A 15,941-nucleotide genomic window follows, 5' to 3' on the forward strand; every position below is an offset into this window, starting at 1 on the left:
TGAACACTTTTGCGCGACATGCGTTAGGGGTGCGGCGGGCTCCACATTCCGAGCTTAAGCCGCCTGGCGCTGGTCGCGCATCAGGATCTCGCCCTGGCGGATCTCGGTGCCCAGCACTTTCAGGCATTCGCGCATGAACGCGGCAAGGCCCGGCCAGCCCTTGGCCGACACCAGATTGCCGTCGACATGGGCGCCGGTCGGCGCAACATCGATATAGATGCCGCCGGCCAGCGTGACTTCCGGCTCGCAATACTGCAGCGCCGCGACTTCGCGGCCGCGCACCACGCCGTCGACCGCGATCAGGATCTGCACGCCGTGGCAGATGGTGAAGATCGGTTTTCCCGTCTCATGGAAATGCCGCACCAGCGCCTGCACGCGCTTGTCGATGCGGATATATTCCGGCCCGCGCCCGCCCGCCGCGTAGACGGCGTCGTATTCGGCCGGGTTGACCTCGGAAAACGTCTTGTTGAGAATGTAGTCGTGGCCGAGCTTTTCCGTATAGGTCTGGTGGCCCTCGAAGTCGTGCAGCGAGGTCTTCAGGATATCGCCGGCCTTCTTGTCGGGGCAAACGACATGGACGGTGTGGCCCACCGCATGCATGGCCTGTTCAAAGACGAAAATCTCGTACTCCTCGCTGAACTCGCCAACGAGCATCAATATCTTCTTGCCAGCCATACCCGGTTCCTCCCTTGTGGCCACATTTATTCGGATCGCGAAATAATGGGTCTATCCTAAGGCGGAGAGGCGCAAAATAAAAGGTTGAATCTGGAATGTGGTCCGACCAGAAGGCTTCTGGCCCTCTGGAGCGGATCAGCCGGCGCGCACCCGCCGCCAGGAATATTTCGGGCCTTTGGCCTCCGGCTTCACCGCCGGCTGATAGAACAGCGGCAGTCCGCCTGTGCGGCCTTGCTCGAGCCGCTTCAGCAGCACCGGGTGCGATATCTCGAATTCATCGAAGCCGACGCGCAGCATATGCGGCAGCTGATCAATCAGCACCTGCCCGGTGGCGCGCATAGCGCCTGCAAAATGATAACGGCTGCGCAGCAATTCGCCCTTGGAGAACGAGCGGCCGTCATTGAACGCCGGAAACGCCAGCGCCACCAGTGACAGCTGATCGAGCAGGCCTGCGATCTTTTCGAGCTGATCGCCGGGCTGCAGCAGCACACCGATGCGCTCCTTCGCCGACCGCCGCACCTCCGGATCGAGGCCGAGAAACGCCTGCAACGGCAGGATGAAACGGCCATTGCCGACCAGCGCCTCGGCGCTTTCGGCATGAACCCACTCGTCCTCGCGGAACCCATCCGGTGTCCACAGCCGCATTGCGTTTTCGGCTATCAAGTCGCTCATCAAGAAAATTCCCAAGTCCACAATATTCTCAAATTCAAAACACCCCGGGGTGTGTCGAGATTCAGGTCAGGCCAAGCCGAAGCCGACGGCGGGCGCGAAGCGACCAAACTGGGTGGCTTCCGAGAACCGGAGCGGAGCGTACTTTGGGTACGTGAGCGCCGGAAGCGCAGGAAGCCGCCGTTTGCAGGCCGGCTGAATATCAACATATCCTAAAGCGAGGCGTCGGTCAGCGACCTTTCCAGCCCCGACAAGTGGATGCCGCATTCGGTCTTGGCGTGCCCGGCCCAGCGGCCGCTGCGCGCGTCGTCGCCCGGCTGCACCGGCTGCGTGCATGGGAAGCAGCCGATCGACAGATAGCCATAGGCGACCAGCGGGTTTTCACGCAGCGCATGTGCGCGCATGTAGCCGGCCTGGTCCGATGTCGTCCAGTGCGCCAGCGGATTGATGCGGATGCGCGAGCCGACCGCCTCGAACACTGGCAGCGCTGCCCGGGTCGCCGCCTGGAAGCGCTTGCGGCCGGTGAACCAGGCGCGGAACGGCTCGACGCCGCGCGCCAGCGGCTCGACCTTGCGGACGTCGCAGCAGGCGTCGGTGTCGGTCTCGTTCAGATTGCCGGTCGGGTCGATCCTTGCCAGCGCCGCATCGTCGGGCCTGATCACCCGGATATCGCTCAGCCCGAAATCGGCGGCCAGCGCGTCACGATAGCCGAGCGTCTCCTCGAAATGCTTGCCGGTGTCGAGAAAGATCACCGGCAGCGTGCGGTCGATCTCGGCGATCATGTGCAGCAGCACCGCCGAATCCGCGCCGAAGGACGAGACGGCGGCGATTTCGCCGTGAAAGAACTCCCGGGTCGACCGCTCGATGATCTCCAGCGGCTTCAGATGGCCGTAGAGCGCGTCGAGACCCGCCGCTTGGGCGGCGATGCCGGCCTCGACGTCGACAATACGGTCAAGCGGCCTTGGCTTCGCCAGCATAGAGCGCCTCCTTGAACGGCGCGGGACCGACTCGGCGGTAGGCGTCGATGAATCTTTCGTTTCTGTCCAGCCGAAGCCCGAGATAGGTCTCGACGATCTGCTCGATGGCATCGGTGATCTCTTCCGAACTGAAGCCGCGGCCGATGATCTCGCCGACCGAGGTGTTCTCGTCGGCCGAGCCGCCGAGCGTCACCTGGTAGAGCTCGGCGCCTTTCTTCTCGACCCCGAGGATGCCGATATGGCCGACATGGTGATGGCCGCAGGCATTGATGCAGCCGGAAATCTTCAGCTTCAATTCGCCGATCTCGCGCTGGCGCTCCAGTGAGGCGAAGCGCCGCGAGATTTCCTGCGCCACGGGAATCGAGCGCGCCGTTGCCAGCGCGCAATAGTCGAGGCCGGGGCAGGAGATGATGTCGCTGATCAGGTTGGAATTGGCCGTCGCCAGCCCGATATCGACAAGCGCGTCATAGACCGCCTTGAGGTCGGCCCGCGCCACATGCGGCAGGATCAGGTTCTGCTCGTGGCTGACGCGCAGCTCGTCGAAGGAATATTTTTCGGCAATGTCGGCGACCGCTTCCATCTGGCTGTCGGAGGCATCGCCCGGCGTCTCGCCGATGCCCTTGAGCGAGATGGTCACCCCCGCGTAGTCGGGATGGCGATGGGTGACCACATTCTGGTCCAGCCATTCGGAAAAGCTCTTGGAGTCGAGGCGGGCAAGCTTGACCGCCTCATCGCCTTCCGGCCGGTCGACAAGCGGAGGCGGCGCGAAATAGGCGTCGATGGCGCGGATGTCTTCTTCCGGCAGCCTCAGCTCGGCGTCCTTCAACTCCTGCCATTCGGCCTCGACCTGGCGGGTGATCTCCTCGACGCCGGTCTCATGGACCAGGATCTTGATGCGCGCCTTGAACTTGTTGTCGCGACGGCCGTAGAGGTTGTAAACGCGCAGGATCGCCGTGCAGTAGGACAACAGATCCGCTTCGGGCAGGAAATCGCGGATCTTCTTGGCGACCATCGGCGTGCGGCCCTGGCCGCCGCCGACATAGACGGCGAAACCGAGCTCGCCGGCAGCGTTCTTCTTCAGATGCAGGCCGATGTCGTGCGTCTGGATGGCGGCGCGGTCGCGCTCGGCGCCGGTCACCGCGATCTTGAATTTTCGCGGCAGGAACGAGAATTCCGGATGCACCGACGACCATTGCCGCAGGATTTCGGCATAGGGGCGCGGATCGGCAACCTCGTCAGCGGCGGCGCCGGCGAAGTGGTCGGCGGTGACGTTGCGGATGCAATTGCCGCTGGTCTGGATGGCGTGCATCTCGACGCTTGCCAGATCGGCCAGGATCGCCGGGATGTCCGACAGCGCCGGCCAGTTGAACTGGATGTTCTGGCGCGTCGTGAAATGGCCGTAACCCTTGTCGTATTTGCGGGCGATGTGGCCGAGCATGCGCAGCTGCTTGCTGTTCAGCGTGCCGTAGGGCACCGCGATGCGCAGCATGTAGGCATGCAGTTGCAGATAGACGCCGTTCATCAGCCGCAGCGGCCGGAACTGGTCCTCGGTGATCTCGCCGGCAAGGCGCCGCGCGACCTGGTCGCTGAACTCGGCGACGCGGGCCTTGACGAAATCGTGGTCGAACTCATCATAACGGTACATATTCAGGTCTTTCCGGGCGCGTCCGCCCGTTATTTTCTTCGTTCGAGCATGATCGGGATCATGCTTGGGTCATCTATGCCGCGCGTGCGGCTTGCGGACGGGCCTGCTTGCCCAGGTCGTTGCGGGTGGTCGGGCCGGCGGCACGGATCTTTTCACGCAGCCGGACCGCTTCGACCGTGCCGTTGGCCACGGTCACGTCTATCAGGTTGACGTCGACCACTTCGTTGTTGGCGGAGGCCTTGGCGCCGATCGCCTCCAGCCGGTCCTCGGCCGCCTTGTCATGGGCGATGTCGGCATGGTCGATAGTCTCGGCCCAGCCGCCATTGGCGTACCAGACGGCTATGCCGTCGGCGAGGCGGTTCGCGGTCAGGACTTTCATTGGTTCACTCCTTGCGCGGCAGCACGGGCCACGCTTTCCTGCCTGTGTGCCGCCAGTGGCTCGGACCGTTCGAAATTGGCGCCGGCGACCGCGTCGCCGATGATGGTCATCACCGGGCCGCTGAGGTCGGCACGCGCCTCCAGCGATGGCAGGTCGGCGAGCGTGCCGTGGAAACGGCGGCGGCTGGCAAGGCTGGCATTCTCGACCACGGCGACGGCCGTATCCGGCGACAGGCCGGCTTCGATCAGCCGGCCGGCGACCTCTGCAGCGACCGAGCGGCCCATATAGACGGCGACCGTCGCGCCGGAAATAGCGAGCTTTGCCCAATCTGGCAGCGAATTTCCCTTGAGGTCATGGCCGGTGGTGAACACCATCGACGACGACACGCCGCGCAGCGTCAGCGGCAGTTCGAAATCGGCGGCGGCGGCGAAGGCCGCGGTGACGCCCGGAACCACTTCGTAGGCGACGCCGGCATCGCGAAGTGCCGCCATCTCCTCGCCGGCCCGGCCGAACACCAGCGGGTCGCCGGACTTCAGCCGCACGACACGCTTGCCGGCGTGGCCAAGCTCGACCAGCAGCGCATTGATCTCGGCCTGGCTCTTGGAATGGCAGCCCTTGCGCTTGCCGACCGGCAGGCGCTCGGCATCGCGGCGGCCCATGGCGACGATCGCCTCCGGCACCAGCGCGTCATGGACGATCACGTCGGCTTCCATCAGCAGGCGATGGGCGCGCAGCGTCAAAAGGTCCTCGGCGCCCGGACCGGCGCCGACAAGCGCGATATGGCCCGATGCCGGTTCTTTCGAAAGCAGCAGGCCGACGGCCGCATCATGCGCCTGCGAAAGCTCGCCGGCCTCGACAGCGCGGGCCGGCGCGCCGCCAAAGAAATCGCTCCAGAAGCGGCGGCGGGCGTTGCCCTTCGGCAGCAGTCTTTCGGCGGTGTCGCGAAACGATGCGGCGAGAGTTGCGAGCGGACCGAGCGAGGGCGACAGCATGCGGTCGATGCGGCTGCGCAGCATCTGCGCCAGCACCGGGCCGGCACCTTCCGTGCCGATGGCAATGGCGACCGGCGCGCGGTTGACCAGTGCCGGCGTGAAGAAATCGCATAGCTCCGGCCGGTCGACGGCATTGACCGGAATGCCCAGCCGGCGCGCATCCCCGGCAACGCGGCGATCGAGCGCCTCGTCGCCGCTGGCGGCAAACACCATCACCGCACCATTGAGATGTGCTGCATCATAGGCCTCGGCGATGTGGGCGGCCCCCGTCTCGGCGATAAAGGCCAGCAGCTCCGGGCTTGTTTCATCGCTGACGATGCGCAGCACAGCGCTCGACTGCGCGAGCAGCCGCGCCTTGGCCAGCGCTTCCTCTGCGCCGCCGACGATGGCTATGGCTTCGCCCTCGACCCGCATGAAGACGGGAAAGGCATTGAGCTTGGGCGTGGCTTGCGGCATGACGAGCGGAATCCTGGAACCGTTTGTCAGTTCTACGCGGGGGCGCGAAAAACCAGAAGGCACCCACTCGCGCATCGCTTCGTAGCAGGCAATCTCTTTTCTGCAAGCATGAAGGCCAAGAGAAAAATATTCCACATTCAAATGCGGAGCAGATTGAAGCTGCTGTTGCAGCCCTTGATCCGCTGCCTTTCTAGCGCCTGGAGGAGCTAACCACAAAACAGATTTTTCTAAATTCTATCAATTTAGTAGATTAAGCCGCCGGATGCTGACCGAGCGATCGACGGCAGCCCCGCGCTCTCGCCGGCCCTTGTCGGAATACCGGGTCCGAGTACCGGAACATTCCCGCCTCGGCACGCGTTTGCACTAGGGCCCAAGCCCGGTCATGCCCCTACGGCAAAGGCTTGGCGATGGGCTTGAAAAATCAAAAAAGGAGCGCCCCATGAGCAACGTCAGACTGAAACGCGGACTGTGGATCGTGGTGGCAGATGGCGAAAAGGCGCTGTTCCTCGAGAACCGTGGAGACGTCCAATATCCCGACCTTCAGGTCGTGCACGAGATGGAGCAGGAAAATCCGGCAACCCGAGAACAGGGCACGGACCGCCCCGGCCGCTACAGCGACGGCCCTTCCGTCCACCGCAGTGCGGTCGAGGACACCGACTGGCACCGTCTCGGCAAGGAGCGTTTTGCCGAAGAGATTGCCGACAGGCTCTACAAGCTCGCGCATCGCGGCAGCTTCAAGGAGATCGTGCTGATCGCGCCGCCGCCGGTGCTGGGCGACATGCGCAGGAAGCTGCACAAGGAGGTCACCGACAAGATAACGGCCGAAATTCCAAAGACGCTGACCAACCACAGCATACCCGATATCGAGAACCTGCTGCAGGCGACCTGATCGGCATCGGCGGCGTCAACCGCCGCCAGACTTGAACACGCCGCCCGCGATGCTGACAAATCCTGCCGGCTCGCTCGCCTGGAAAGCCTTCTACACGTGCTGGCCGCCATTGATGTGTATTTCCGAGCCGGTCACGTAGGACGCCTGCTGCGAGCACAGGAAGAAGATGATGTCGGCGACTTCCGCCGTGGTGCCCAGCCTTCTCAGCGGAATGGTCTCGACGATTTTTTCGGTGCCCGGCGACAGGATCGCGGTGTCGATCTCGCCCGGCGCAATCGCATTGACGCGAATGCCGTGCGGGCCGAAATCATGCGCCATCTCGCGGGTCAGCGAGCCGAGTGCTGCCTTCGACGTCGCATAGGCGGTACCGGCGAAGGGGTGCACCCGGGTGCCGGCGATCGAGGTGACGTTGACGATCGAGCCCTTGGCCGACGCCAGCTCCTTGAACAGTCCGCGCGCCAGCATGATCGGGGCAAAGAAATTCACCTGGAAGACGTCGCGCCAGACATGCATCGGCGTGTCGATCGAGTTCATGCGGCTGTTGCCGTCCTTGAGCTTCGGCGAGATGCCGGCATTGTTGACCAGCGCATGCAGCTGCCCGCCATGCGCCTCCAGCCGGTGGCGGATCTCGGAGATGGCGATGCCGACATCCTCCTGGTCGGCGAGGTCGACCTTGATATGGTCTTCCGGGCCGGCCGGCCACGGGCAGTCCTCGGCAAAGGCCTGGCGCGAGCAGGTGATGACGCGCCAGCCTTCGCGTGAAAAGCGCTTGACCGTGGCGTGGCCGATGCCACGGCTGGCGCCGGTCAGCACAATGGTCTTTCTGGTGTCGGTCTCTGCCATTCGCGGTCTCCAAACGGGAGATGTAGCGGAACGCGGCAGCGGTGGCGAGGGGGCCTGTTGTTCAGCCGCCTGTCAGGATGTCCAGGATCGACGTCTGCCGCTTCTTGACCGGGCCGCCGACATTGCCGGGCGGCACCGGATGCTTGATCGATGCGGTGGCGCTGTCGACCCCCGGCATGGCCAGGCCGCCGGCATCGACCGTCTCGGCAGGACGCACGGGACGCGAAGCCGGCTGGGTAGCTGCTGCAGGCGGCGCCGATTGGCCAACGGAAGCGACCGGCGCCGGCGGCGCCGTGTCGGACGGTATGTCGTCCGGGACGATGGTGTCGGGCGGCGTCGACTTCCAGGTTCCAGGCAGCGGCCGCACCGGCACGCCCTCATGCGCGGCGACCATGAACTCGTGCCAGGCCTGCGCCGGCAGCGCGCCGCCGGTGACCTTCTTCATCGCGCTGCCGTCATCATTGCCGAACCAGACGCCGGTGGTCAGATTGGCTGTATAGCCGATGAACCAGGCGTCGCGCGAATTCTGGCTGGTGCCGGTCTTGCCGGCCGCCGGCCAGGCGAACGCCGCCTTCCTGGCCGTGCCGATCTCGACCGTGCCGGTCATCATCGAGTTCATCATGCCGACAACATCGGGATTGACGACCCGCGGCGCACCGCCGCCATTGTTTTCGTAGAGCACCTTGCCGTCGCTCGTCGTGACGCGGCGGATGAAATGGATGTCGGGCTTATAACCGCCATTGGCAAAGGGAACATAGGCCGAGGTCAGTTCCAGCGGCGTCACTTCCGAGGTGCCGAGCGCGATCGATGTGTTGGCCGTCAGCTCGGACTGGACGCCCATGCGGTGCGCCGCCTCGACCACCGCATTCGGCCCGACTTCCATGGTCAGCTGCGCGGCAACCGAATTCAGCGATTTTGCCAGCGCCGTCGCCAGCGTCACCTTGCCGAAATATTTGCCGCCGTAATTGTCGGGCGTCCAGTTGCCGATCTTGATCGGCGCGTCGTTGCGCACGCTGTCCGGCGTGCGGCCGGATTCCAGCGCCGCCATGTAGACGAACGGCTTGAACGCCGAGCCCGGCTGCCGGCGCGCCTCCGAGGCGCGGTCGAACTGGCTGGTCGAATAGTCGTAACCGCCGACCATCGCGCGCACCGCGCCGGAATTGTCGATCGACACCAGCGCGCCCTGGCTGACATTGAGCTTCTTGCCGCTCTGATCGATCAGCCGGCGGATCGATTGCTCGGCGAGTTTCTGCAGCGTCAGATCGACGGTCGTGTCGACGACGATATCGCGGCGCACGTCGCCGATCAGGTCGGGCAGTTCTTCCATGATCGTATCGGCGACGTAGTTTTCCGAGCCGGTCCAGTAGGACGGCGCGCGTGTCGCCGGCGCGCTCATCGCCGTGGTCTGCTCCTTTGCGCTGATCTTGCCCTCGTCGCGCATCGCGGCGAGCACCAGCTGCGAGCGCTGCTCGGCCGCCTTCGGGTCGCGCGCCGGCGACAGCCGCGACGGCGCCTTGAGCAGGCCGGCGAGAAGGGCGGCCTCCGACAGCGTGACGTCACGCGCGCTCTTGCCGAAATAGCGGCGCGAGGCCGCTTCGACACCATAGGCGCCAGAGCCGAAATAAACCCGGTTGAGGTACATTTCGAGGATCTGGTCCTTCGTATGCTTGTGCTCCAGCCACAGCGCCAAGAGCACTTCCTGCACCTTGCGTTCCAGCGTGCGGTCCGGCGTCAGGAACAGGTTCTTGGCCAGCTGCTGGGTCAGCGTCGAGCCGCCCTGCGAAAAATGCCCGCCCAGCACATTGGTCACCATGGCCCGGGAAAGGCCGATCGGGTCGATGCCGAAATGCGAATAGAAACGGCGATCTTCGATGGCGATGACGGCCTCGGGAATATAGAGCGACATTTCGTGCAGGCCGACGGCCTCGCCGCCGCTCATGCCGCGATTGCCAAGCAGCTGGCCGTCGACCGAGACGATCTTGATGTTGGGGGCGCGATCGGGAATGGCCCAGGTGGTGGCCGCCGGCATTTTCGCGCCGTAATAGACGACGATGCCGGCAGTGGCGATGCCGCCCCAGATGGCCAGCACGAAGCACCAGTAGAACAGCCGGGCAAGCACGCCGAACACGCCGCGCCGGCTTTTGCCGCGCCCGCCGCGCGGCGGCTTGGCCTTGGACGATTTGCGCTTTGCAGCGGCTTTTCGGTTGCTCGGCACGACGCGGTCCTCCTCGCTTACCGAAAAACCCGCCGAGGATCTCGCCCCCGGCGATGCCTCGAAGCTGGGCTCGATGCGGCTGTCTTTCCGGTTCGCCATGCGCTGTGCTGTCTTCCCCATGCCTATGGCGTTGGGGTTGAAGACTAGATGCGGCGGTTTAAAGGCGGGTTAAGTCGGGAAAATCTGAATCGATTGGTAATCAAATGGGTGCCGGGCACCTATTGCCGCTGTTCACGCCGCCTGATTCTGACGTCAGCGAATCGGTCGGTAGCCTCCAGGATAGCGCGGTCATATTTCTCGGTCGTGCTGATGCCCAGTGGCCGGCAACCTCGCGTGGGTCGTTCAGACTGGCGCCCGCGTCTGGCTTGATTGGTCACGGATAGTGATCGGCGGCCAGAGCGCACGCTACGGCTTCGCCACTAGCTGTCAGCAACAGGAAGATGCCGGCCGAGAAGGCAGCCCGGCCCGGCGCTGGCACTTGGCTCTGGCAATGTATTTACGAGCGTGGCCGAGCAGGGGAGGACATGGCATCATCGCGATCAAGGTCCAGGCGGTTGCCAAGGTAGAATGCACCTTCACGCGCCTCATCGGCGCGCTCTTAATTGCACCATTGCGGCCTTCGCCAGTCCGTGGCCGGGCGACACTTCATTCGTAATCGTCGAATTTCATAGCGACTTTTCCCCTGTTTATAGGCGCAATCCGGTCGGAAAGAGGTGGGTTCCAAAGCTGAACTCTTCAACTTTCGCCAGCAGGCGTGATGCCATGGCGCTTTTCCCACAGCGCCTTTGCTTCATTTTGGTCCAGACAGACCAAGGAAGCCTTGCTGTGTAGGAGATTTCGACCCGGGTTGCCCAACTTGGGAAAGATGTCGCAATGGTAAGGGTTTGGACCATAGGGCTGGTCCGGCGCTATCGGAGTGTATGCGATCCCTAGCGGCTCAACACCCTGTTTAGTCTTTTGATCAATTCGATTCATCGTGTTCCGCACCGCAGAGACGCTAATCTTCGTCGCACCTAGGCCCTTCTGAGATACAATGCGGTCATTCACCAAAACGTTCGCTGCTTCCAACATCGAAAGCAACTCGACCGAACAGCCTCCTTCCATAGAAGTCCAAAGTTGCGGCGAAACTCCATACCCCTCGCCTTCAACGTGTACAATATGGGCTGACGTTTTAACTATTCTTAACAGGTCGTCATCGGCAGAAATCGCCAAGTCATCGAACCAGCTATCCGGATCATCATTTGGTTGCGGCGTTGGTGACAGCGTCAGCCCCCCGAGGGAAGTGTACTTGTAGCGCCCTGACAAAGCCCAGGATGGCCGCATCTCCCGATAGCGTGATAGGGTCCTTGTTGGCTACTTTAAGAAACAAGTGCCTAGCATCCTCACTATCAACACCATAAAACAAGGTCAAATATCTACGATGCCATTCGGCTTGTAAGGACCCATCTGCTCCTGGAATGATCTCGGGCAGCGGACCTGAATAATCCTCCAGTGCAGATTCTAATTCGGAAATAAATGCCTTGACCCTGTACTTGGGGAGGGGCTCGGCCCCATATCCGTCCCAATCTTTTCGAAGGCCGCTTAGTAAACTCCTTTGGGAATCAAGTGACTTTCGCACCGCAGCGTTCAATCCTCGCTTAGCTTGGGGCGGCGCAAGCCACGGATCTGCTAGTGCGATCATCCCGTAGACGTTTCCCGGCAGATCAATCTGCCGCACAAATGTTTTAAGGAGGCGATCATTCGCGGCCCAATCAGGAAAAGCGCCTACAACGTCGGGAGCGTAAAGCGTGCCGACCACCGTACCCATTACATGACGATGACTTGATGTATGAGGCGTCTCCGCCAACATCGACTGACTGCAAATGACCATAGGATCGAAAACAGGTCCAAAGCTCCCAAGTTCCGACGCATTATTGACACCAAGCACCGGCTCGTAAGCGGAGCTAGTACCGTAGCCAATGCCGGTTTCTGTAGGGGCATACATATTAAGGATCGCAGCGAATCGGGTCGGCACAAGCTGCTGTGGCTCCTCAAGCTTACCACGAGCCGTAGGACTCCCGTTGCCTCGATCAATTCGCGCGAATTTCATCGCACAACTGGCGAGCATGCCCTCGGAAACGTATTCAGGAAAAATGGTCATAACCGTCAGATAATATCAGCTGGGCCTCTTTTACAATCTCGTCGAGAACCTCATCAAAATCTTGCGCTCTCATAGGCGTCTCAGGTGCGGCAAATACGTCCACGTATTGGGTCGCGATGTAAGCCCCTAGGTGCTGAAGCATATTGCCTGGGTTTGCTAGGTCAACCTGCACGGCAACCCGCCGACCGTTGGCAACCCGATACATCCGCTGAATTGTGACGTTCGGGTCAACCAAGCTGGTGCGCGGCACATTTGTATGGAAACTTACGTCTATAGTGGCCTGAGGAACCACAACTTGCCCTGGCAGGAGCGAAACCGCTTTTGCGACTGAGCCTCCTAAGTCTGGGAATTCTTCGGAGGTTTGAAAAACCACAGCAGGCCTCAGAATGTGCTCTCCAGCGGAAAGCTTCTTCAAAACTGAGATGCCTTTAGCCATCGCAGAATTTGGCTGAGATACCGTTCCTAAGTTATTAGGGAGATTTTCAGGCGGCCTAATGACGACATCGATCCTGTTTAGTTGAACGATAACAATGAATTGCAAGCCGCCGATGGAACCTACGGCTTGGGAGCCAGCCCCCATCGGCAGCTGCTGGAAGCTGTCAGGCATTTTTCCAAACTCAGACTGCCAAAGTTCGACAGCCGTCCTGATTGGCGGCCGCGTTGTGAACGTCACGAACTGCAGACTGTCGTAGATAATTGCCATAAAAAACCAATCGATGAACGGTACAGCAAACCTAACCCCAATGGATTGACGAGTTCTTAGCAGCCATTCGACTCCGAAACAACGGCTGGCCCTCCCACTCAAGGCACTCATAGTCTTGGGAGTTTTCCGATCGGCCAGGGCTCAAGCGAAAGTGGCGCGACATTCAGTCGATAGGTTTCGAGACGGACTTCACGCGCTGGGCTAAATTGAGTTTCAGCTTTCGCAGCGATGAATTTGGGTCTCCTCAGACTCGAACTATCATTGAAAAATGTTGTATTTCGCTGGCCTGTCGCGCCGAAGGTCGAGAGTCCACCACTTGCCCATTTCTCCGAGTTTGACGACCCTTGCGGTAACAGGCGCTCACCAATCTTCAAGGGCGGGTTAAGTCGCAAATCGAAGCTGCTGCGATTGGAAGCCAAGCCACGAGAGACCTGAAAACGAAAAACCCGCCTCGGCGGGCGGGTCGTTGGAGCCAATTAGCACCATAGCCAAATTAATAGCATAGCTGCCGGCACAAAGCAAGAACAAAATACGCCATCCAGGAATAAATCGCTTCACCGTGCGATGCCGGCCGGCGACATACCCGGCCTCAGTCGTCGGCATCCGCATCGTCGGAGGCCGGCCGCCAGCTGATCGGCTCGATCTTCCTTTGCGTATGGCCGTCCGTATAGGCCCACCAGCCGGCGTCGCTTTCGTCCCAGTCGCCGCCGGCCGCCTTCAGCCGGTCGAGCGAACGGTATTGCGCGATGCTCTCGTTTATCACGCCGTGGCTGTCCTGCCAGTAGACGGTGACCTTGGAACCGTCCCTGGGTGCCGTTTCGATTGATTTTCGGGCAGCCATTTCAATTCCTCCCGGCCGACGGCGTTAAAGTGCCAGAAGGCCATCAGCTGTGGGCGAAGATGTCCTCTTCATCCCAGCCCATCAGGTCGAGTTTCGCACGCGTCGGCAGGAAGCGGAAGCAGGCATCGGCCTCCCTGGTCCGGTTGTCGCGCGCCAGACGCGCGCTCAGTACGTCGCGCAGCCGGTGCAAATAGAGCACGTCGGAGGCGGCATATTCGAGTTGCTCGGGCGACAGCGTCTCGGCGGCCCAGTCCGATGATTGCTGCGCCTTCGACAGGCCGATCCCGAGAAGCTCGAAGCAGATGTCCTTCAGCCCGTGCCGGTCGGTGTAGGTGCGCGTCAGCCGCGACGCGATCTTGGTGCAGAACACCGGCTCCGGCATGACGCCGAAGGCATTGTAGAGAACGGCGAGATCGAAGCGGCCGTAATGGAACAGCTTGGTGATGCTGCGGTTCTTGAGCAGGCTGACGAGGTTCGGCGCCTTCTTCTGGCCGGGCGCGATCTGGATGACGTCGGCCGAGCCGTCGCCCGGCGAGATCTGCACGACGCAGAGCCGGTCGCGATGCGGGTTCAGCCCCAGCGTCTCGGTGTCGATGGCGACCGCCCCGACATCGTAATGCAGCAGGCCGGGCAGATCGTTTTTGTGGAAACGTATGTCGCTCATCGTCTTCTCCGGTCGCGGCCCCGTGCAGCGATGCGCGACGGACCGTGCCCGTCCTTGCCGCGATCCGGCGAAAAATCAACAAAAACTTGAGTCTGGCGCAATTTCAGCGTGTCAGCGCCTCGAGAATGCGCGCCCAGGAGCGCTGGCCCTTGTGGAAGGAGCTCATCTCGTACTTCTCGTTCGGCGAGTGGATGCGGTCGTCGTCGAGGCCGAAACCGACCAGCAGCGATTCCATGCCGAGATAGGTCTGGAAATCGCCGACCACCGGGATCGAGCCGCCGCTGCCGGTCACCACCGCCGGCTTCGGCCATTCGTCGGACAGCGCCTGCTTGGCCTTGGCGAGGAAGGGCGAGTCGTAGGAAAGCTGGATCGCCGGCGAGCCGCCATGCGGGTGGAATTCGACCGAGCAGTCGGCCGGAACCCGCTGCCTGACGAATGCCTGGAAGGCGGCGCGGATTTTTTCCGGATCCTGTTTGTGGACCAGGCGGAAGGAGACTTTCGCCGAGGCTTGCGCGGCGATCACCGTCTTGAAGCCCTTGCCGGTATAGCCGCCGATGATGCCGTTGAACTCGGCCGTCGGCCGCGCCCAGGTCAGTTCGAGCACCGAGCGGCCCTTTTCGCCGGACGGGATCGACAGGCCGATCGGGCCGAGGAAGGTCTCGGCCGTCTCACCGAGCGACAGCCACGACTGCAATATCTGCGACGGCGTTTCCTCGACGCCGTCATAGAAACCCGGAATGGTGACGTGACCATCCGCATCGTGGATGTCGGCCAGAATTTTTGCCAGGATGCGGATCGGATTGGCGGCCGCACCGCCATAGAGCCCGGAATGCAGGTCGCGGTCGGCGGCAGTCACCGTGATCTCCTCGCCGACCAGCCCGCGCAGCGAGACGCAGATCGACGGCGTATCGCGGTCCCACATGCCGGTGTCGCAGACCAGCGCGAAATCGGCCTTGAGCTCATCCGCATTCGCCTCGAGAAACGGCTTCAGCGACGGCGATCCGGACTCCTCCTCGCCCTCGAACAGGATTGTGATTCGGCACGGCAATCCGCCATGCACCTGCTTCCAGGCGCGGCAGGCCTCGACGAAGGTCATCAGCTGGCCCTTGTCGTCGGCCGCGCCGCGGCCAGTGATCACCTTGTGGCCGGGCTCGATCTCCTTGACCGCCGGCGCGAACGGGTCGCTTTCCCACAGCTCGATCGGATCGACCGGCTGGACGTCGTAATGGCCGTAAAACAGCAGATGCGGCGCGCCCGCCGGCCCATCGTGATGCGCGACCACCATCGGATGCCCCGGCGTGTCGCGCACGCTGGCGTCGAAGCCGATCAGCTTGAGCTCGGCGACCAGCCATTCGGCGGCCTTGCGGCAGTCGGCGGCGTAGTCCGGATCGGTGGAGATCGACTTGATGCCGAGCAGGCCGAACAGGCGTTCCAGGCTCTGGTCGAAGTTCTTGTCGAGGCGGTCGAGAACAGGGGAAACTGCGGACATCTGGCGGGCCTTTCGATTCTGGCGGCGAATCTAGAGCCCATACGGCGAAACGGAAAGCCCGCGACCGTTAGGCCACAAGGCAGGATCTTGTCGAAAGGCAAAAAAATGCCGCCGTGGTGGAGGGGGAACCACGGCGGCCTTACTCGAAACGATGCGGCAGCCCGGAGAGGGGGGATAGGCTGCCGCAAGTGTCCGGGATAGGCGGGGGACGGGCCTTGCTCCGGACTTCGGCGAAAACTGCCGATGGCGTTTATCTGTGTCTGCGAACGTGGCGATTCAAGGGCACAAAAATTACACTTTTGTAACATAGGCGTGAGCGAACAAAGCTCCGGCCACGCCGGCAGGGCCGGCCAAGCTCGCACGC

Annotated in this window: 15 protein-coding genes; 1 reads left to right on the forward strand and 14 read right to left on the reverse strand. The window is 62.2% G+C overall.

The annotated features are described in order from the left end of the window. Positions 1-54: 54 nt before the first annotated feature. The 6 genes from NKJ32_RS11625 to cysG all read right to left on the reverse strand — a co-directional run bounded on the left by NKJ32_RS11625 (position 55) and on the right by cysG (position 5,793). Positions 55-675, reverse strand: coding sequence for a DJ-1/PfpI family protein (locus NKJ32_RS11625; RefSeq protein WP_352468335.1), 621 nt, complete (start codon positions 673-675; stop codon positions 55-57). Between the two features lie 135 nt (positions 676-810). Next, complete coding sequence (locus NKJ32_RS11630) at positions 811-1,347, reverse strand: DUF934 domain-containing protein (protein WP_352568237.1); 537 nt, start codon at positions 1,345-1,347, stop codon at positions 811-813. 209 nt (positions 1,348-1,556) lie between these two features. Next, positions 1,557-2,321, reverse strand: a complete 765-nt coding sequence (locus tag NKJ32_RS11635) for a phosphoadenylyl-sulfate reductase (RefSeq protein WP_352448339.1) — start codon at positions 2,319-2,321, stop codon at positions 1,557-1,559. After that, entirely contained in the window at positions 2,296-3,966 is a 1,671-nt protein-coding gene (locus NKJ32_RS11640; RefSeq protein ID WP_352827590.1) for a nitrite/sulfite reductase, read from the reverse strand. The genes NKJ32_RS11635 and NKJ32_RS11640 overlap by 26 nt, the downstream gene beginning before the upstream one ends. A gap of 73 nt (positions 3,967-4,039) precedes the next feature. After that, positions 4,040-4,345, reverse strand: a complete 306-nt coding sequence (locus NKJ32_RS11645) for a DUF2849 domain-containing protein (protein WP_352453967.1) — start codon at positions 4,343-4,345, stop codon at positions 4,040-4,042. Then, positions 4,342-5,793, reverse strand: a complete 1,452-nt coding sequence (cysG, locus tag NKJ32_RS11650; protein ID WP_352698487.1) for a siroheme synthase CysG — start codon at positions 5,791-5,793, stop codon at positions 4,342-4,344. Before cysG ends, NKJ32_RS11645 begins: the two co-directional genes overlap by 4 nt. Before the next feature lie 439 nt (positions 5,794-6,232). Here cysG and NKJ32_RS11655 point away from each other — a divergent pair, with 439 nt between their 5' ends. Further along, positions 6,233-6,682 (forward strand): baeRF12 domain-containing protein, encoded by a 450-nt coding sequence (locus tag NKJ32_RS11655; RefSeq protein ID WP_023675241.1) that lies wholly within the window; start codon positions 6,233-6,235, stop codon positions 6,680-6,682. Between the two features lie 90 nt (positions 6,683-6,772). On the opposite strand, the gene NKJ32_RS11660 is transcribed toward NKJ32_RS11655, so the two are convergent. The 8 genes from NKJ32_RS11660 to NKJ32_RS11695 all read right to left on the reverse strand — a co-directional run bounded on the left by NKJ32_RS11660 (position 6,773) and on the right by NKJ32_RS11695 (position 15,577). Then, complete coding sequence (locus NKJ32_RS11660; protein WP_023675240.1) at positions 6,773-7,525, reverse strand: SDR family NAD(P)-dependent oxidoreductase; 753 nt, start codon at positions 7,523-7,525, stop codon at positions 6,773-6,775. A gap of 61 nt (positions 7,526-7,586) precedes the next feature. Further along, a complete protein-coding gene (locus tag NKJ32_RS11665; RefSeq protein WP_352698485.1) occupies positions 7,587-9,839 on the reverse strand; it encodes a transglycosylase domain-containing protein in 2,253 nt (750 codons plus the stop codon). 636 nt (positions 9,840-10,475) lie between these two features. Next, entirely contained in the window at positions 10,476-10,952 is a 477-nt protein-coding gene (locus NKJ32_RS11670; RefSeq protein ID WP_352568244.1) for a hypothetical protein, read from the reverse strand. 25 nt (positions 10,953-10,977) lie between these two features. Beyond that, entirely contained in the window at positions 10,978-11,880 is a 903-nt protein-coding gene (locus tag NKJ32_RS11675; RefSeq protein ID WP_352568245.1) for a hypothetical protein, read from the reverse strand. Further along, positions 11,864-12,583 (reverse strand): hypothetical protein, encoded by a 720-nt coding sequence (locus tag NKJ32_RS11680; protein ID WP_352568246.1) that lies wholly within the window; start codon positions 12,581-12,583, stop codon positions 11,864-11,866. Before NKJ32_RS11680 ends, NKJ32_RS11675 begins: the two co-directional genes overlap by 17 nt. A 589-nt stretch (positions 12,584-13,172) precedes the next feature. Then, positions 13,173-13,424, reverse strand: a complete 252-nt coding sequence (locus NKJ32_RS11685; RefSeq protein ID WP_352827593.1) for a hypothetical protein — start codon at positions 13,422-13,424, stop codon at positions 13,173-13,175. 43 nt (positions 13,425-13,467) lie between these two features. Next, positions 13,468-14,088, reverse strand: coding sequence for a ribonuclease D (locus NKJ32_RS11690; protein WP_254816792.1), 621 nt, complete (start codon positions 14,086-14,088; stop codon positions 13,468-13,470). A gap of 103 nt (positions 14,089-14,191) precedes the next feature. Further along, positions 14,192-15,577: a M20/M25/M40 family metallo-hydrolase gene (locus NKJ32_RS11695; RefSeq protein WP_352755096.1), complete on the reverse strand. Its 1,386-nt coding sequence runs from the start codon at positions 15,575-15,577 to the stop codon at positions 14,192-14,194. Positions 15,578-15,941 lie beyond the last annotated feature (364 nt).

This window comes from Mesorhizobium sp. M0159 (genome assembly GCF_040322295.1).
Classification (GTDB): domain Bacteria; phylum Pseudomonadota; class Alphaproteobacteria; order Rhizobiales; family Rhizobiaceae; genus Mesorhizobium.